15 protein-coding genes are annotated in these 17,855 nt (G+C 61.9%); 4 read left to right on the top strand and 11 right to left on the bottom strand.

Translation table 11 applies throughout. The features are described 5' to 3' along the window. Positions 1-358: 358 nt before the first annotated feature. On the top strand, positions 359-817 hold the full coding sequence (locus tag NKJ32_RS08250) for a hypothetical protein (protein ID WP_352586652.1): 459 nt from the start codon (positions 359-361) through the stop codon (positions 815-817). A 39-nt stretch (positions 818-856) separates the two neighbouring features. On the opposite strand, the gene NKJ32_RS08245 is transcribed toward NKJ32_RS08250, so the two are convergent. From NKJ32_RS08245 to NKJ32_RS08235, 3 genes are all read right to left on the bottom strand, one after another. Beyond that, positions 857-1,531: a LuxR C-terminal-related transcriptional regulator gene (locus NKJ32_RS08245; protein WP_352448141.1), complete on the bottom strand. Its 675-nt coding sequence runs from the start codon at positions 1,529-1,531 to the stop codon at positions 857-859. Beyond that, positions 1,528-2,970, bottom strand: coding sequence for a sensor histidine kinase (locus tag NKJ32_RS08240; RefSeq protein WP_352644183.1), 1,443 nt, complete (start codon positions 2,968-2,970; stop codon positions 1,528-1,530). Before NKJ32_RS08240 ends, NKJ32_RS08245 begins: the two co-directional genes overlap by 4 nt. 148 nt (positions 2,971-3,118) lie before the next feature. After that, a complete protein-coding gene (locus NKJ32_RS08235; RefSeq protein ID WP_352568075.1) occupies positions 3,119-4,636 on the bottom strand; it encodes a S10 family peptidase in 1,518 nt (505 codons plus the stop codon). Positions 4,637-4,915: 279 nt separating this feature from the next. On the opposite strand from NKJ32_RS08235, the gene NKJ32_RS08230 reads away from it, so the two are divergent. Next, positions 4,916-5,413: a hypothetical protein gene (locus tag NKJ32_RS08230; protein ID WP_352469597.1), complete on the top strand. Its 498-nt coding sequence runs from the start codon at positions 4,916-4,918 to the stop codon at positions 5,411-5,413. 113 nt (positions 5,414-5,526) lie between these two features. Here NKJ32_RS08230 and NKJ32_RS08225 read toward each other — a convergent pair whose 3' ends face one another. Both NKJ32_RS08225 and oiaX read right to left on the bottom strand, forming a co-directional pair. Next, positions 5,527-6,861 (bottom strand): four-carbon acid sugar kinase family protein, encoded by a 1,335-nt coding sequence (locus NKJ32_RS08225; RefSeq protein ID WP_352568076.1) that lies wholly within the window; start codon positions 6,859-6,861, stop codon positions 5,527-5,529. A gap of 4 nt (positions 6,862-6,865) precedes the next feature. Further along, positions 6,866-8,140: a 3-oxo-isoapionate-4-phosphate decarboxylase OiaX gene (gene oiaX / locus NKJ32_RS08220; protein ID WP_352644177.1), complete on the bottom strand. Its 1,275-nt coding sequence runs from the start codon at positions 8,138-8,140 to the stop codon at positions 6,866-6,868. 183 nt (positions 8,141-8,323) lie between these two features. Between oiaX and NKJ32_RS08215 the strand changes: the two genes are divergently transcribed. Beyond that, positions 8,324-9,037 (top strand): transcriptional regulator NanR, encoded by a 714-nt coding sequence (locus NKJ32_RS08215; RefSeq protein WP_352577753.1) that lies wholly within the window; start codon positions 8,324-8,326, stop codon positions 9,035-9,037. Between the two features lie 312 nt (positions 9,038-9,349). Next, positions 9,350-10,318, top strand: a complete 969-nt coding sequence (locus NKJ32_RS08210) for a GlxA family transcriptional regulator (RefSeq protein ID WP_352690521.1) — start codon at positions 9,350-9,352, stop codon at positions 10,316-10,318. Between the two features lie 78 nt (positions 10,319-10,396). Here the strand turns inward: NKJ32_RS08210 and apnL are convergent, their stop codons facing one another. The 6 genes from apnL to NKJ32_RS08180 form a co-directional block, all read right to left on the bottom strand. Next, positions 10,397-12,304 (bottom strand): D-apionate lactonase, encoded by a 1,908-nt coding sequence (apnL, locus tag NKJ32_RS08205; protein ID WP_352577755.1) that lies wholly within the window; start codon positions 12,302-12,304, stop codon positions 10,397-10,399. Next, positions 12,301-13,335 carry a Gfo/Idh/MocA family protein gene (locus tag NKJ32_RS08200; RefSeq protein WP_352827321.1) on the bottom strand — a complete coding sequence of 345 codons (1,035 nt, stop codon included), beginning with the start codon at positions 13,333-13,335 and terminating at the stop codon, positions 12,301-12,303. Before NKJ32_RS08200 ends, apnL begins: the two co-directional genes overlap by 4 nt. A 1-nt stretch (position 13,336) precedes the next feature. Then, on the bottom strand, positions 13,337-14,401 hold the full coding sequence (locus NKJ32_RS08195) for an ABC transporter permease (protein ID WP_352577757.1): 1,065 nt from the start codon (positions 14,399-14,401) through the stop codon (positions 13,337-13,339). Beyond that, positions 14,398-15,942, bottom strand: coding sequence for a sugar ABC transporter ATP-binding protein (locus NKJ32_RS08190; RefSeq protein WP_352754973.1), 1,545 nt, complete (start codon positions 15,940-15,942; stop codon positions 14,398-14,400). The genes NKJ32_RS08195 and NKJ32_RS08190 overlap by 4 nt, the downstream gene beginning before the upstream one ends. Further along, positions 15,939-16,592 carry a DUF2291 family protein gene (locus tag NKJ32_RS08185; RefSeq protein WP_352827318.1) on the bottom strand — a complete coding sequence of 218 codons (654 nt, stop codon included), beginning with the start codon at positions 16,590-16,592 and terminating at the stop codon, positions 15,939-15,941. Before NKJ32_RS08185 ends, NKJ32_RS08190 begins: the two co-directional genes overlap by 4 nt. A 113-nt stretch (positions 16,593-16,705) precedes the next feature. Beyond that, on the bottom strand, positions 16,706-17,647 hold the full coding sequence (locus tag NKJ32_RS08180) for a D-ribose ABC transporter substrate-binding protein (RefSeq protein ID WP_023675475.1): 942 nt from the start codon (positions 17,645-17,647) through the stop codon (positions 16,706-16,708). Positions 17,648-17,855 lie beyond the last annotated feature (208 nt).

The following is a 17,855-nucleotide window of genomic DNA, read 5'->3' as shown; positions in this document are numbered from 1 at the left end:
TTCCGTTATTTGGCCTGTGCTTCGGGGTCGCGGCCATTGGATTTATTGTTGGCTGACGGTGGAAGTCGGCGCTACCGCGGAGAGACGCAACCACGGGAAGGCAAAAGACTTGCGCAGTAAATAGTCCCTTCCTGCGCTAGCGAGACCCACCAGTTACCATCGTGGGACTGGTGGGTCTTGACGTTCCGGACGCAAACCATTGTTTTAAGCATCACACGAATTCGAACAGGAGGCAGTACGACAGAGCCGTATGATTAAGGGGAGTTCCGACATGCGACTGGCAAGTTCATTGATGACGACCCGGAAACGAAGGACCGGATCTTCACGAGGACGTCATGTCGGCATTTCTGTAGTCGTCTTGACCTTCATTCTCGTCGTGAGCCCCTATCGCGTCGTGGTCGATGGATCATCGCAGCCGCTCGGCCCGCAGGCTGCCTGGGCCAAAGATGGCGGGAACGGCAATGGCGGGAACGGGAACGGGAATGGGAACGGCAATTCGGGCAATTCGGGTGGAAACTCCGGCAATTCGAACTCGAACGCTGGTGCCGGCAAGGGCAAAGCAAAGTCGCAGGACGACAATCTCCCTGATCCCGCCCCTGCGGTAAACCCCGATAGCAAGCCAAAACTCTTTGTCAACGCATCCACAGGAGACCGGGTCGAGGTGAGCGGCCCGAGCATTGGCGTGGTGCATTCGAACGGACTCAGTGAGCGCATCGACAGCGACCAATATGAAATGCGGGATGCCGAGGGCCGCATCATCATTCGGCGCCTGGCGACGCGTTCCGATCGGGACAGGTTGCTTGGAATGATCAACTGAGGGCCAGTTCACATGGCCGCGCAGTGCGGCAATTTCGGCTCAAGCATGATCGCGAACAGGCGGATGGCGGCGCTCAGTCGCGTCGCGCAAGGTCATGGCGGCTTCGGTCCTGTTGCTGACGTTGAGCTTGGCCAGGATTCGCGTCATGTGGTGCTTTATCGTCTTTTCATGCAGGTTCAGCCGAAGCCCGATCCGCTTGTTGCTCAGTCCCGCGGCAACCAGCGTCAGGATCTCCCTTTCGCGGCTGGTGAGGTCGGCAAGTCCGTCAGCTTTCGCCGGCTCTTTTGATTGAGCCGAGAGATCGGCCAACAGGCGCGCCGACAATTGTGGACAGACATATCGTTCGCCCGACGCTACCGTGCGCAGGATCGCAGCCAACGTCCTCGACCCGACCCCCTTCAGAACATAGCCCCTTGCCCCGCTCTGCAACGCGGTCATCACGTGCTGGTTTTCTTCCGAAACGGTCAGCATCACAATTTTCAGTGCCGGATGCCGCTCAAGGGCCGGTCCGATCACGCCAAGGCCACCTCCAGGAACCGAGATGTCCATCAGCAGAATGTCGGGCCGCTGGTCTTCGATTATCCGCAGGGCATCGTCTCTGCTGCTTCCTTCACCGACGATCTCGAACCCGCCGATCTGATCGAGCGTGCGCACAACGCCTTCCCTGAACAGCGGGTGGTCGTCGACGATGGCGAGCTTGATGGCTACTGTCATGTCTGCCCCATTTCAACGATGTTGAGGGCCATTCTTACGACTGTGCCACTCTGTGAGGAAGTCACGGTAAACTGGCCCCCGAGGCTTTCCACCCGCTCGCGCAGCCCAACGAGTCCCAGCCTCTCGGGACGCACGATTTGCGGGTCAAAGCCAGCGCCGGCGTCGGCCACTTCGATACAAACGCGCTCGCCGTCGAAATGTTTCTCGACCGACTGACCTTCACCTCCGGCATGACGGAATCCATTGTTCAGCGCCTCCTGGACGAAGCGGAAGATGCAAATCTTGGCCGCCGGCGACAACGGCGCATGGCCGCCGGTCATCGATAATCTCACTTTGACGCCGGTTCGTTCTTCGTGCGCCTGTACGGCTAGCTGGAGAATTTCACCCAGTTCGGCATGCTCGATATGCGGCAGGACAAGGCCCTTGCTGATGCTCCTGATCTCGCGCATGGCATCGTCCAGATGTGCTTTGATGGCCAGCAATTCCTGTGCGCGCTTCGATTGCGGCGTAGCGGGATCGGCAATGACGGGGCTGTCGATCCCCAGCGCCGCGAGAGCAACCAATTGCGCGGGGCCATCGTGCAAGTCCGCACCGATGCGCCTGAGATAGCGTTCGTTAAGTGCGGTGGCACGCTGCGAGGCACGCTGCACCCGCAGCCTCAACAGTCTGTTTTGCGCAAGCAGATCGGAAAGCTCGGCAATGCGCTGCTTCAACGAGCGGCTCTGCGAACTGATCATGCGGCTGCCACGGAACACGATTGCCGACAGCCCGAGAAAGAAGGCCGCTGTGACGGCGGCAACGTCCAGCCAGGTTCGAATGAGCGCCTGATGCAGGTTTCTTTCAAAATCAGTGGCGACCTCGTAGAATTCCGAAACGGCCACCACTTCCCCCGACCATGGCTGCAGCACCGGATTGTAGATCTCGAGGAGATGCAAGCCGCTGGCTCTTTCGGCCTCGCTGTCCGGATCGTCGAGCTTGTCGAACTCCGAGACCATTTGGCCTGCGAATGCCGCCCGGAGATTGTCGCTGGGTTCGAAGCGCTTGCCGATCAATGTCTTGTCGGTCGAATACAGGATGGTTCCGTCGCGACGCCAGAGCTTGAAGGATTCGAGCCTTGTGCCGAGTGCCCCTTGTCCCAGCGTTTCATCGAGCGCATGGGCGACGCTCTCGTCGAGCACTTCGCTCTTGCGCATATCCGGAAGCAGCGGCGCGATAACGCTGTCCACGTAAAGAGCCGTCGCGGAAGCCGAATTCTGCGTGACCACGGTTTCTATATGGTTCGTGACGGAAATCCCCACCACCACCATGGCTGACAGGGAAAATAGACCGCCCGCGAGCAGGAACTGCGTTGCCAGCGACAGCGCATTCCAACGGTCAACAAGGCTTGTCAGCCTGTGTGGCTTGGTGTTCCGAATGGCCCGCTCGGCAGCACGCCGCACCAGTGGCGCGATTCTGGAGAGCCGGCTAATCCGTTGTCGAACGTCGCTGAAAGACGCCATCCTAGGTGTGTAACCGATCAATCGCGATGGAACTAGGGCCTGATGAGAGGGCGAACAGCGTATCCGGCGCTTTTTTGGGCAAACCGTCTCATTGCGTCGTTCGGTAAAGCTCGGACGCGGCCTGCTTCAGTGCCGCCCGTCCATCCGGCCTCAGATACATCATGTGCCCGCCCTCCAGCACCTCGGTGCGAATGGGCTTTGCGCCGGCAAGCGAAGGAATTTGACCAAGCAGGTAGCGCGAGCCCATGTACGGCGTCACTAGGTCGCTGTAGCCGTTGACGATCAGCACGCCGAGGCTGGGGTTTAGCACGCGCGCCTGTTGAAGGTCGTCCATGACACCCGCATAGCCCTGACGCGTCGCGCTCGTCCCATAGTCCCAATTGCCGCTGACTTCACGGTTGAGAAGCCGATAGCTGATATCCGTGCGGAAGTTCAATTCATCACGCACATAGCCGACGAAAGCGGAGGTGAGCGCCGGCACGCTTCGGTCGAGCACCGGATCGGGACCCTCGACTCCCAGGCTCTCTGGCGCCACGTCCGCTGTCGCGATGTTGCCGTCATAGGCGCTGAGAACATTGCCCTTTGCCCGTGCAAACTCCTTGGCGAACAGCCCTATGGGAATGCGTGCAAAGTGCCGCTGGACGAGATCGAGTGGCAGACCGGTGATTGCGGCGACACGCTGGCTCGCCAGGCGCCCACCCTGCTCCAGCCCACCTGCCAGCGCGGCCAGATAATCGCCGAGCGCATAGCGTTCGACTTCCGCCAGCCGCTCCTGCAGGGCCGGGCCGGAAACGCCTTCGCTGTGTAGGCGCACTGCCGCCAGCGACGGCAGTTCCAGCGCCCAGTGGAGCGGCTGGAACTCGTCCGGGCGCACCAGCGTGAATTCGAGCGCCGGCGAAATCAGCACGACGCCACTCGGGCTGATGCCGATGTCTTCCTGAAGCTTCCTGGCGAGCAATGCTGCTCGAAAGCCGCCATAGCTTTCGCCAGCCAGGAAGACAGGCGATACCGTACGGTTCGTCTGCGCCAGATAGAGCCGGATAAACGCGCCTATCGACGCGGCGTCCTGGCTGACGCCCCAGAAGCTGTGTGCTTCCGTGCCGGGCGCTTCACGGCTGTAACCGGTTCCAACAGGGTCCACAAAGACCAAGTCGGTCATGTCGAGCCAAGTGTCGGGGTTGTCGAACAGCCTCTGCGGCGGCGGCAAGAAACTTCCATCGGCCGCCGTCGCCAGGACCCGCGGACCGAGCGCGCCGAGATGAAGATAAGCGGAAGCTGCTCCCGGACCGCCATTGAACACGAAGGTGATCGGGCGCCGCGGATCCGGTCCCGTTTCTTTCCCGGAATGCAGTGCATAGGCGACGTAGAAAATCTCGGCGGTGATATCGCCTTTGCCGGACGGCAATGACAGCGTGCCGGCCTTGGCCTCGTAATCGAGCGTGCGTCCGGCAATGACGATCGAATGATCGGAAGTCTGCGGCGGTGGCAGGAGCGAGAGAACCCCGCCTGTGGGCGGCGGCCGCTGGGCCGTCTCCGCGTGACCCACCCCAGTTCCGGCAACCAACAGCAGAAGAGCGAGGGCGATTTCTTGCAGCTTGATAGGCATGACGTCTCCGGAGCAATTGGCTGAAACTAGCACACCGTCGGCCGAACCAAAGTCACAGCACCGTGCGCCAGTACGTCTGACAAGAAGGGATCGGTTTGGGAAATCCGATGCCCAGGCGGAAGATAGGGCGCGAGGGTCACGGCGGCAGCCTCAACCTCTTCCAGCAGATGCGTGCGGCGGAATGGCGGACCAAACGACTTCGTGAATTTTCTGCCGGTTGACTCGATTGGCCCACTTCCTAGGTTGGCATTCGGGGCTCCCGTGCAATCCGAAGTTGGTATGACATCTTTCCACACCCGAAAGCTTGCCCTTCTCCTTCTATCGGCAAGCGCCGCCATCCTGTCTTCCTGCGTCATGCCCGATGACACGTCGAGCACTGCGAAGGAAGACGCCACGGCGGCGGCAGCCCGCAGGGAGATGGTCGGCCTTAGCGAGGCGGACGTTCGAATGTGCGCCGGCTTTCCGACCGCCACTGCCGATGTCGGCAAATCCGGCCAGATCTGGACCTATCAGCGCGTCGTTCAACGCGGCAATCTCAACATTGTCGTTCCGACCGTGGCCATTGGCCCCGTCCCGGCGCTGGGAGGTTCCGTCAACGTCGCCCCCGGCGGCTATTGCAACACGCAAATTCGAATGGTTGACGGTCATGTTGCCGAGGTTGCCTACGCCGGCGACAACAACCTGCCGAATAACCGCGATGCGCTCTGTGTCAGCACGGTAGACGCCTGTGTCGCCTACGCCCGTCAGTATCATCCAGGCAGGACAATGGGCAGATAGCGGGATGAGTGGCATTGCCGCTGATCTGAACGCCTGAGATTTCTGGTTTGCCGGCTAGTGACTATCCTCGATCCCGATCGAGCATCACCGATTTGACCTGACATTCCCCGCTCTCAACCGCCGACCCCATCGCGAATAGTGGAGAAATAGCGGTCGGTTCCGACCTGCCCGCCCTTGAGGGCAATTTCCAGCCCATCGATCGCCTTAATGCTTGAATGCGCCACACAAAGTGGCGAGCCCGGCGATGCCGGCAGCGGCATTCGCACAGTCAGCGCGTCGACGCCCATCTGGCCAAGTGCATGGCTCGACGTGTCGCCGCCGGCAATGACCACGCGCAGTAGCTTCTCTTGAAGCGTCAGTTCGCGGAGAACCTCGCCAAGGCCGCGGCCGAGCTTATGGCGGGCGCCTTCCCGGAGATCGATTTCTGCACCGCGGTCGGCCGCAGGTCCGAGCGCGGTGTAGAGGATGACGCTGCGCCCGGCCCGTAGGCTGGAGCGGCCGGTCGCCACCGCGCGCGCAATCGCATCGTTCGAAGCCTCAGAAACCAGTTCGACGGGGTCGAGCTCGATCCCGTCGAAGCCGTCGGCCAGAGCATGACGGATCTGTCGTTCCGTCGTCGGCGAGCAGCTCCCCGAGACCACGGCGATCCTGTCGGCAGCCCCCGGCGGCGAAAAGGCGGATTTGGTATGCACGATCCGGTTCGATGCCCATTCGACCAGCAAGGCATATTCGATGCCTGAAGAGCCGACGACGAAATAACCGCCCGGCTTGCGAGCGCGCCAAATCTCCTTGCCGGCAAGTGCCTGGGTTTCCAGGCTATCGACATCGACAAGCACGATACCTGAGCCATTCTCCACAAGCCGGTCGAATGCTTTCGACCGCGACGCAGACTGCAGCGTCGCCAGGTCGACCAGGCCCGAGGCGAGGCTGGTCTGGCGCGACAGATGGATCAGTAGGTCGGATTCGTCCATCGGCGTGGTCGGATGGCGGCTCATCACGGGATGGCGGTCGATGCGGAAATATTTTTCGCGATAGGCCGCGAACAGATGACCGAAGGCGGTGTAGCGCTTCAGCTGCGGCGCGCCGACCACCAGCGGCACGCCGTCTTGCCGGAAAACCGAGCGGCCGATTTCGATCGCCCGGCCGATGCTGCCGATTGCCGGGCTGGAATCGAAGGTCGAGCAGACCTTGTAGTGGCAGATCTCGGCGTTGACGGTCTTCAGCCAGGCGAAGGCATCTCGCAGATGCGTGTCCATCCACTGCGGCGTCTCGCTGCGGCTGGTGCCGGCCAGCCCAAGGGCGCGGCAATGCGCAAATTGCGAAAGCAGCGCCTCGTCCGGCTGGCGCATGAACAGGACGGTCGGCACGCCGCCGAGCTCGAGCGCCTCCATAACGTCGGTCGAGCCGGTCAGGTCGTCGCCATAGTAACTCAGAAGCAGGTTTTGCATGGCGTCAGGCCGCCTCGCCGCCGCCGAACTTCTCGATCGACCGCGCCAGCTCGACATGGCTCAAGGCATAATCCGCCAACGGAATGTCCTGGACCGCCGCCTGCCAGGCCTGCTGCACGGCGCGCACGCCGGCGCCCGGCCCGTCCGGGTGGCTGACGATGCCACCGCCGCAGAGATAGAGAAGATCGACCGTCCGGCCGGTTCGCTGGAAGGTTTCAGGCGCCTGCCCGCCCCACTGGCCGGAGCCGGCGACCGGCAATGCGCAATCGGCCGGCGAAAAGATCGGCGTGGTCACCGCCTTGAAGGATTCGACGAAGGACCAGTCGGGTTCCCAGTATTTCGAGGCGATGCCGTTGATCTGGAACTGGTCGACGCCGAGCAACCGCCAGAACTGCTGCCAGACCTTGAAATCCATGCCGAGGCCGGGATGGCGGGTGAGAATGTCCCAGCCATTGCGGTGGGCATGGAGCACCAGGCTAGAGCGCTTTCGGAGGTAAGCCATGCCACCAAAGCCGATCGAATTGATGTTGACCACCGCGCAATTGCCACCGGCCTTTGCCACCAGATCGTGGTTTCGCATCATCTCGTCGGGATCGGCATGTGAAATGCCGAAGGCATACATGACCTTCTTACCGGTCTTCTGCTCGTGGTCGAGGATCAGCGGCATGATTGCCCTCACTCGCTCCGACAGCGGTGAATAGGCCGGGCTCATCAGCTTCTCGTCGTCCTTGATGAAGTCGACGCCGGCGGCAATCAGCTCTTGCACCATTGCGGCCGTCTCGTACGGGCGGAGTCCCAGCGCCGGCTTGACGATGGTCCCGATGATCGGACGATCCGCGACACCGGTCAGCCTGCGGCTGCCCGTGACGCCGAATTGCGGGCCCGGATGCGCGCCCCGGTACTCCTCGGGTAGCTTCATGTCGACGACACGGATGCCGGACAGGCCCTTGATCGAAAAGGCACCGCCGATGGCGATGGTCATCAGCGCCGACAGGTCGGTGCCGATGGCGTCCAGCGGAAAGGCGATATCGATGTCGGCGCGCTTGACCGGGCCGTTGCGTGCTTCGGGGCTTGCTCCGGAACCGGTTTCGGGAAGGGACGGCCGGTCCGCGTCCGGCAGATGCCGTATCGCCAGGACTCGCGCTGCGACCCTAGCCTTGAGCTCTTCCGTCTCGCCGGCCAGCGCGACGAAGGTCCCGGTCGACTGGTCGCTTGCAATCTTGGCCGCCAGCGCCTCGATATTGCCGGGCGTTTCGATGCGATAGGTAAGAACAATCATATTCGCGCGGCCTGCCGGGGAGGTTTCGAAAAAGGTTCCTTGGCCCTCGAAATCTGGTATAATGAGTACATAAGCATTGCAAGCCCTATCCGGCTTGGCGGTAAGGGCGAGTCGGCAACAGGCGTTCCGGAATTCACGGCGGAAATGCTAGGTATAGGCCGGTCAAAGGAGTGATTCGCGACGATGAACCGTTCGGAGCCGATCGTCCGGCGCAAGCTTTCCGACGAAGTATTCTTGAGACTGAAGCGCCTGATCACCGGCGGCGAATTGCTGCCGGGTGACGACATGCCGTCGGAGCGCGAATTGATGGAGCGTTTCGAGGTCGGCAGGCCGGCGATCCGCGAGGCGATGCAGGCGTTGAGCAATATGGGGCTGGTCGCGATCTCGCATGGTGAGCGTGCCAAGGTGCTGCAGCTCACCGCCAAGTCGATCATCAAGCAGGTCGACGGCGCAGCCAAGATCATCCTGTCGTCATCGAAGGACACGCTCGAGCACCTCAAGAACGCGCGCATCTTCTTCGAGCGCGGCATGGTCAAGGAAGCTGCAGAAAAGGCCACAGCCGAGGACGTGCAGCGGCTGCGGGAAACGGTCGCCGAGCAGCGCAGCCATCGTGGCAACTCGGAAGCCTTCATATCTGCCGACATGAAATTCCACACACAGATCGCGGCAATATCCGGTAACCCGATCTATGTCGCTGTCAGCGAGGCAATGCTAGGCTGGCTAAAGGAATACCACACCGAAATGCTGATCTGGACCGGCAAGGAAAAGTTCACGCTGACCGAGCATGAAGAGATCGTCGGACGCATCGAAGCCAAGGATGCGGATGGCGCCGAGAAGGCGATGATCAAGCACCTCGAACGCTCGCGCGCGCTCTACGTGATGAATTCCGGCAACTGAAAATCAAGTGCAGGTCCCGACCGGCGTCGCGGTCGGACCTTGTTCTCGGCCTACTGGCTGACCACAGATCAGCCTGAGCCCGGACCGACGCAGTTTTATGTTGCCGTCTGAATCCGGTGTATGTGCCGCGTTGTTTTCATTCAGCGATTTCAGCATTTGCATCTTCCCAGCCGTGGATTTCCGCCGCCCGCTTTCGTCAGCAGGCCCGCATAGGCCCGTCTTGGAGGCGCCTGGCTTCTTCTTGAATTGGCAATTCTTGCAAAGACTATGCTAGATTTGCCAGTCGGCGAGAACGACACCGGGAGAACCGCAATGGCTGACAGGAGCCTCCACGTCGTGATCTGGCTGCCGTCGAATTTCTATTCGGCCGTCGTCTCGACGCTCGTGGAAATGTTTCAGCTTGTGAATGACGTCTGCCGTTCACAGGTTCTCTCCTGTGAATTCGTTTCAAGGGGCGCGCCGTCGACATCAAGCACCGGAATTTCCTTCCCGACAAAGGCTCAACCATCGCGAAAAATGGATGTCCTGATTCTCATTGCGATGCCGGGCGTCGAGATTCCGGAGCTTCTGCGCTCGCTCGACGAGGAGAGTGAACATTCAAAACCGCTGATCGCGCTTGCGCAGCAGCAGGACGCAATCATCGCAGCACATTGCGGCGCGTGTTATCTGCTCGCCAATTCGGGATTATTGGACGGTAAACGCGCAACGATATCCTGGTGGCTGAAAGCCGAGGCAAGCCGCCGGTTTCCGCAAGTGCGATGGGACGCTTCCCGCCTGCTCATTCGCCAGGACCGCCTTTACACATGCGGAGGCGGGTTTTCCGGACTCGAACTCGCCAGGGCTTTGCTGATCGATCTGGGCTTCTCGAAGGAGGAGCGGATCATTCGAAAACTTCTGGTTCTTCCTCCGCCGCGCAAATTCCAGAGTCCCTACGAATTTTCTCTCGACGAAATTTCGAACGAGGCCAGCCCATTCGAGAACAAGCTGCGCGAGCTCTCGAACGACAAGATGTCGGAAATCGATCTGAAATTTCTGGCAACCGAATTGGGCATGTCTTCGCGAACCCTGTCTCGCAGATTTTTCGACGAACTCCAGACAACGCCGGGAAAATGGATCCAGGAAAGGCGGCTGGAGTTGGCAAAATCCATGCTTGAGGAAACGAAACTGAGCGTTTCAGAAATTTGCTATCGGGTGGGATATCAGGACGTCGCCTCGTTCAGCCGTCTTTTTTCCAGGACAACTGGAATGGCACCAGGCGAGTTTCGAAAGCAGATCCGGTGACAAGTCGGCAACGGAAGTGCTGCCGCTACGGGCAACCGCTGCCGAAGTGCGGCTATCCAAGAGCCTCGGCAAATGACTTCAGCCGATCCGGACGATTGCGTAGGGTGTCATCACAAGATGGTCTCGGCCCGACGTGTCTTGCGGAATCTTGCGCGACATTCGCCCATCCCAGATCTTCAGAGGACCCCGATCGGAGCCGAGCCCGGAAACATCGACCGGAAAATCGTCCGGGGTAAGGTTCGCCAGCCAGACGATGATCTTGCCTGTCTGGGAGCGGCCGGCCAGTGCCAATACCCGCGTCTCATCGGTCGTTGTCGCCGCCACATGCGCATGGCCGGCCAGATCGCAAAGTCCTTTCACCGCGTGGAAAATCGGCCGGGGTGCACCTTCTTCGACAGGTTCGCCCGACGAGGCCAGTACGCCGAATGGTCCGGTGAAGCTGCAGAGCGTCAGCATTTCGAGCCCGGCCGGCGCAACGCGCGCGGCATAGCCGATCGTCCATGCGGCCCCGAACAGCCCGGCATGGCGAGGGTCGCGGTCAGCCATTGCAATGCGCTGATTGTCGGGATTGGCCTTGGTCGCGCCGCCATAAGGGTTCTGGCGCATGGCAATGGTCGAGGGCCCGATCCGATAAGGTATTGTTCCGAAGATCGTTCGTACTGACGCCGTGATGAAAGGCAGTGCCTCCAGCGATTGCATGACGCTGAGATCGTCGGCGGCGTGCACGATCGGGCAGGTGCAATGCGTGACGAAATCGAGCGGGTCAGCCGGCACACGCTTGCGATTGAGTTCGGTGAAATAACTGAACATACCGCCGCCGAGGCGGGTGTCGGGAAAGGCGCGCCGCGCCGCGGCATAGACGTCTTCGAGCGGTGGGCATTGCGGCCATGCACTGCCCGGCGGCGTCGACTGCCGGTCGACCGAGGGCGAAACGGCAATGGCCGAGAGCTTGAGCCCGGCCTTGCGCACCCTGTCGGCGACGTCTGAAAGCTCGACGTCGAGATCGCCGTCGCCGGCAATGACACATTCGAGCGTTGTCCGGACCGGATAGGCGGCGGCGAGCTGGGCGTAAGCCCGCAAGGCGTCGAGCCCATGGCCACGCGTCGGGTCGTAATGGAACATCAATTGCTGCGGACCAAGCTCGGACAGCACCGATAGCTTGTCCAGCGCCGCCTCGACCTCATCCGGGTAGATGATCACGCCGATATCCGGCAGCGCCGGTCCGGCTTTGCCGAGCGTGACGCGAATTGGTTCGACGGTTGCCGCAGCCGCCGGCACTTTCCCGCGACCCTCTATCCGCAAGCTGATGGTCTGGCGGAAGGTCTTGCCGGCGGGCAGCACATAGGGCCATGGCAGCGCCAGCGGCCGAACATAGGTCTTGTAGGAGGCATCCGACCAGTTGCGCTGGTCCTCCATCTCGAAAGTGTCGCCTTCCATCCGGCATTCGGCGGTGACGTCGGGCCGGACTTCATGAGTGATGGCGCGCAAATCCTTGAAAGGTTGCCAGGGATCGATCAGCTCTGGAAGCCGCGTCGCGACCACGCTGCCATCGGTATGCTCGACCGTGACCGGGCTGCCGGCTAGGCCGGCAATCGGATGCAGGATGCAGAAGCCGCAGCGATTGGTTTCGAAATCGTTGTCGGGAAGAGCGCTCACGTCGAAGATCAGCTGGCCGTCAGCCGAGCCCTTGATGGTCGCACGGAAGTCGAGCCGGCTTCCCTCTGGTCCGAAACAACCTGCCGAATAGCTGACGAAGAAAGCGTCATCGCCCTGGTCGATGATTAAATCGGTGAGCGCTGGCTCGTAGGTGCCCCAGTCGCGATCCCTGACGATGAAGGCGACGGCGCGCAGAACCTCGGTGCCGCCATGCCGGATGGTGCACAGATTGCCGTTGACGAAGTCCGCCGTCAGCGCGCCGGCGCGCAGCCTGACCGGTTCGGCTTCAACTGCACGTGTACCGTAGAGGAGGAAGGCATCGGCTGTCATTTCAGCAAGGCGTCGAGCTGCACCGGCTCCCGGCCTGCGGCGCCGGCATAGGCTGCCTCGACCAGCGCTAATGTCTTGAGGTTGTCCGCGCCCGAGGTCGCGGGCTCGGTTCCCTTGGTCAGGCAATCGACCCAGTGCTTTTGAATGGCGACGACGCTTTCCTGGATGTTGTGCCACGGCCGCGATGCCCAGGCCAGCAGCGGTGGCGAGACATCGCTGACGACTGTCCCGCTTCTTCCGGTGACGGTGAGCCGGTAGCCCTGCGCCAGCCGGATCGTGCCGTCGCTGCCGTCGATCTCGATCAGCGTCTCGGGGAACGGCTCTGTCGCGAGCTTGCTCGCGTAGCTGCAGTCGACCATGGAAGTGGCGCCGCTCGTGTGGTCCATCAGCATCGTCGCAACATCTTCGCCGGCAATGCCGGGATTGATGCGCGCCGTTCGCGCAGTGACCGTCGAGACGTCGCCCAGCAGAAAGCGGGCGATGTCGAGGATATGGATGCCGAGATCCTCGATAATGAAGCGCTTTCCGGTCGCCAGATAGGGCTGGCCGGAAAACACGTCATAGGCAGAGCGGAACGAGATCCGTCCGAAAAAGGGGGTGCCGATTTCGCCGCTGTCGAGCATGGTACGCACCGCCTGGATCGGCGACTGCCAGCGAAAATTCTCATGCACCATCAGCGGCACGCCGGCGTCAGCACAGGCCTTTACCATCGCCTTGGCGTCGGCAAGCGTCGGCGCAAACGGTTTTTGGCAGATTGCCGGAACGCCGTGCTGCGCCGCCATCTCCACGAGCATTCTGTGGCTTGGTGCGGTGGTGGCGATGTCGACGAAATCCAGCCTTTCGCCGGCAAACAGCGCCGCCGCGTCGGTATAGCGCCGCGCGACCCCGAACTGGTCGCCGACGATCCGCAGCCGGTCCGGATCACGGTCGCAGATGGCGGCGATCGAGGCGCCCTCTATGTCGCGCCAGGCATGCAACTGGTTGACGGCAAAGAAGCCGCAGCCGATCAGCGCTCCACGCAGTTCCGCCATGTCAGCCGGCCTTTGCCATCTGCATCAGCGTGACACGGCTCTGCAGCCGGCGCTGTGCCTGGTCGACGACGACGGCGACGATGATGACGAGGCCCTTGATCACCATCTGCCAGAACGAGCTCACTCCCATCATCACCAGCCCGTCCGAAAGGATGCCGATTACGAAGGCGCCGACAATGGTACCGCCGATGGTACCGCGTCCGCCCGACATCGAGGTGCCGCCGAGCACTGCCGCGGCAATGGCGTTGAGCTCGAAGCTCTCTCCGGTCGCCGGATGCGAGGCCATCAGTTCGGACGAGATGATCAGCCCGACGATCGCCGCGCAGAAGCCGGAGAACATGTAGACGAACATCTTCACCATGTTGACGCGGACGCCTGAAATCCGCGCCGCCCGCTCATTGCCGCCGACGGCGAAGATGTGGCGGCCGAGCGGGGTGTATTTGGCGAGATAGGCCGCCCCTAGCGCAACGACGAGCAGAATCCAGAGCGCGACCGGCAGGCCGAGCAGCCGGCCGGCGCCGAGGTAGCCGAACCCTGTGGTGCCGAGCTCGGGCTTGCCGACGAGATTGGGGAAAGTACGGCCGTCCGACGACAGCAGCGCCAGGCCGCGCGCGACATAGAGCACGCCGAGCGTGGCAATGAAAGGCGCAACGTTAAGCCTGGTGATCAGCAAGCCGTTGACGGCGCCGATCAATATGCCGACGGCAAGCGTGATCAGCGCGATCTCGAAGACGTTGAAATAGATGGTGTAGCCGACCTGCAGGTCGATGCCGTTGAGCACGAGGTAGCCGGCCACCATGCCGCACAGGCCGACGATCGAGCCGACCGACAGGTCGATGCCGCCGGTGATGATGACGAAGGTCATGCCCATTGCGAGGAATGCGTTCAGCGCCACGTGCTTCGACATCAGGATAAGATTGGCGGCCGATAGGAAATTGGGGGCGGCTATCGAGAAGAATAACAGCACGGCGATTAGCGCGATGAACGTCCTCGCCTTCATCAGCGTCAGCAGGACCGAGCCGCCCGACATGGAGTTGACCGCCGCCTTGGCTGGGATGTCAGTCATGCGCCTTGCTCTCCGTGCGGGACCGGTCCGTGGCCGAAGGCCGAGGCAGCGACGAGTGCGGCCTCCGTCGCCTCTGCGCGATCGAACATGCCGGTCAATTTTCCATTGCTCATCACTGCGATACGGTCGGACAACGCCATCACTTCGTCGAGATCGGAGGTGGCAAACAGTATCCCCAGGCCGTCGCGCGACAGCTTGCGCATGGTGCGGAACACGTCGGCCTTGGCGCCGACGTCGATGCCGCGGCTGGGCTCGTCCATCAACAGCACCTTCGGGCCGGTGAGCAGCGCCTTGCCGATCACCACCTTCTGCTGGTTGCCGCCTGACAGCGACGAGACTTCCTGCGCCGGATCGGCGACCTTGATCGCCAGTTCGCGCACCGTCCGGGCCACCGCCTGTCTTTCGGCGGCACCGCGAATGTGGAACAGGCGCACGAACCGCGACAGGCTGGCCAGCGTCAGATTGCTGGCGACGGAGAGGATCGACACCAGCCCTTCGCGCTGGCGGTCTTCGGGGATCAGCGCCAGGCCGCGCCGGATGCGCCGCGTCGTGTCGCGCTCGTGCACTTTTTTGCCGGCAATGAATATCGTGCCCGTCGAATGGCCGTGGCGGCCCATGATGCAGTCGAACAGCTCGCTGCGTCCTGCGCCCATCAGGCCATAGATGCCGAGAATTTCGCCGGCGCGCAGCGATAGCGAGACGTGATCGACCGCAAGCCCGCCGGTGACGCGCGGCAGGCAGATGTCCTCGGCGCGGAATATTTCCTCGCCCGGCACATGGCCGTCGGCCTTGGCGAAGTCCTTGGCGTCCGAGCCGATCATCTGCCGCACGATCCACTGGGTGTCGACGTCTTTCATCTCCGCCTGGCCGGTGATGCGGCCGTCGCGCAGCACCGTGATGGTGTCGCCGATGCGGATCAGTTCCTCGAGCCGGTGCGAGATGTAGACGATTGCCACGCCGCGTGCCTTGAGGTCGGCAATCACCTTGAACAGGATCTCGACTTCCGCCGCGCTCAGCGCCGAGGTCGGTTCATCCATGATCAGGATGCGCGCATCGAGCGAAACCGCCTTGGCGATCTCGACCAGCTGCTGCTGGCCGATGCGCAGATCCTCGACCAGCATGTCGGGCCGGATGCCGGTTTCCAGGCGTTCAAGGAACTCCGCCGCGCGGCGCTCCTGCTCCTTGCGGTCGATCTTGCGGAAGCGGTTGGTGATCTCGCGGGTGGCGAAAATATTTTCGGCGACAGTCAGATTGCCGAACAGATTCAGCTCCTGGAAAACCATGCCGATGCCGCGGCTCACGGCATCACCGGAAGACGAGAATGAAACCTCCTCGCCGTCCAGCAAGATGCGCCCGAGCGTCGGTTGCTCGACGCCGGCGATGATCTTCATCAGCGTCGATTTGCCGGCTCCGTTTTCGCCGACCAGCACGTTGACCGCGCCTTTGCGCACCTCGAAATTCGCCCGTTTGACCGCGACGGTGCCGGAATAGACTTTCGAGACGTCCTCCAGCTTCAGGATGACATCTTGATAGCCGCTCATGGCTTCGGCCCGATCTTTGCCTCCGCCGGCGTCACCAGCGGCAGGTCCTGGCCACTGCCCGGCGTATAGGCGCCAAGTACCTCGACGCTGCGGCCCTCGAGTGCCTCGCGCGGCAGCTTGGAAAGCACGGTCTTGTCGGCATAGGCGTTGAAAGCCTTGCCGAACTGGGCGAAGTCGATCTGGTTGGTGAAATCGTTGAACTGGATGAAGTCGAGGCTGTCGCGCAGCGCGGTTCCGCGCATGGCGGGTCCGATCTGCACCCGCGCGTCCGCCTTGCCGTCGCCGTCGGCATCGACGTCCATCGTCGCCGCGCGTGACTGTGTATTGGCTGCAACGACCTTGCCCTCGAGCCGAACCGCGAAGGTCCATGGCGAATTCGCCTGCTTCTTCGGGTTGCCGTATTTGGCGCCGGCAGCGGCGGGATCGGTCTTGGCCAAGGTGTGAACCTCGGCAAACCGCCCGGCCTTCTGCTGCAGATAGGGTATGACTTTCGCCGCCCAGATGTCCTCGACCATCTTGTCGGGATTGAATGCGGAGCCAGTGCCGCCGTTTTCCGCTGACGGCGTCGGCAGGATCTTGCAGGCGGTCAGGCTGCCTATTGCTGCGAGGAACAACGCGACAAAGATCGGCCGGGTCAGCGTGTTGAACATGTCGGCTCGTTCGGCATGGCGGTCAGGAGCACCCAGAGAAATGGAGGCAAGGGCGAAATGGAAGCAAGGGACGAACCGGAGGCTCGTCCCTTGCTGCTTGATGTTACGCCGGCTCAGTTGGTGAGCGCGAACGTCTCCAGCTTGGCGGCATTGTCGCCATTGACCAGGACGCAATCCATCAATTGCTTTTCCTCGGCCGGAGACTTCTTGTTCTTGATGAAGTCGTTGGCCTGCTCGACCGCCATCTGCGCCTGCGCGAAGGCCGGCTGCAGGACTGTCGCCTTGATGCCGCCGGAGGTGATCGAGTCGCGCACGTCGTTCGACCCGTCGAAGCCGACGACGATGACGTCCTTGCGGCCGGCAGCGGCAAGTGCCGCATAAGCGCCCATCGCCATCGTGTCGTTGCCGGAGATCACGCCCTTGATATCGGGATTGGCCTGGAGGATCGATTCCATCTTTGAATAGGCCTCGGTCTGGCTCCAATTGGCCGACTGCTGCGCCACCATCTTCAGGTCCGGATAGTCGTCGATGACGTCGTGGTAACCCTTGGAGCGGATGCCGGCATTGGTGTCGGATTCCTTGCCGACGAGCTCGACGAAATTACCCTTCTCGCCCATCAGCTTGACGAATTCCTGTGCGCCGAGCTGGGCGCCCTGATAATTGTTGGACACGATCTGCGCGACGGCAACGCCGGTGGCATTGATCTCGCGATCGATCAGGAAGGAAGGAACGCCCGCGTCCTTGGCCTTCTGCACCGCGGCGACGGTGGCGTCGGCGCCGGCATTATCGAGGATGATCGCCTTGGCGCCGCGGCCGATCGCCGTGTCGATCAATTCGGACTGCTTGTTGGCGTCGTCGTCATGGACGAGCACCAACGCCTCGTAACCGAGTTCCTTGGCCTTGGCCTCCGCGCCGACAGCTTCCGCCTTGAAGAACGGATTGTCATGCGAGGGCGTGATGATGGCGATCAAATCCGCCGCATAGGCGGGTGCGGCGGTGCCAAGCGCCAGCATGCCGGCAAAAGCCGCAAGCGTCATTCTGCGTGTCAGTTTCATGTATTCCTCCCGTTGAAAACCTGCGCCTTGATTGGCCAAGGCTGTATGTGTTCGATTTCGTCAGCCGGCCGTAGGCGGCGGGGTGCGTCAGATTCACAAGCCCTTGGCCGGCTTCACCTCGACGGATCGCTCCCCCTATCCTCCACTCATCCAGCGCCTGATCCTGCTGCGAAGCTTGACGGTCCGATCCATCGAACAGCTAAGCCAA

This window comes from Mesorhizobium sp. M0159 (assembly GCF_040322295.1).
Classification (GTDB): Bacteria; Pseudomonadota; Alphaproteobacteria; order Rhizobiales; family Rhizobiaceae; genus Mesorhizobium.
The sequence above is the reverse complement of the archived record's forward strand: the minus strand, read 5'-3'. Positions and strand labels throughout refer to the sequence as shown.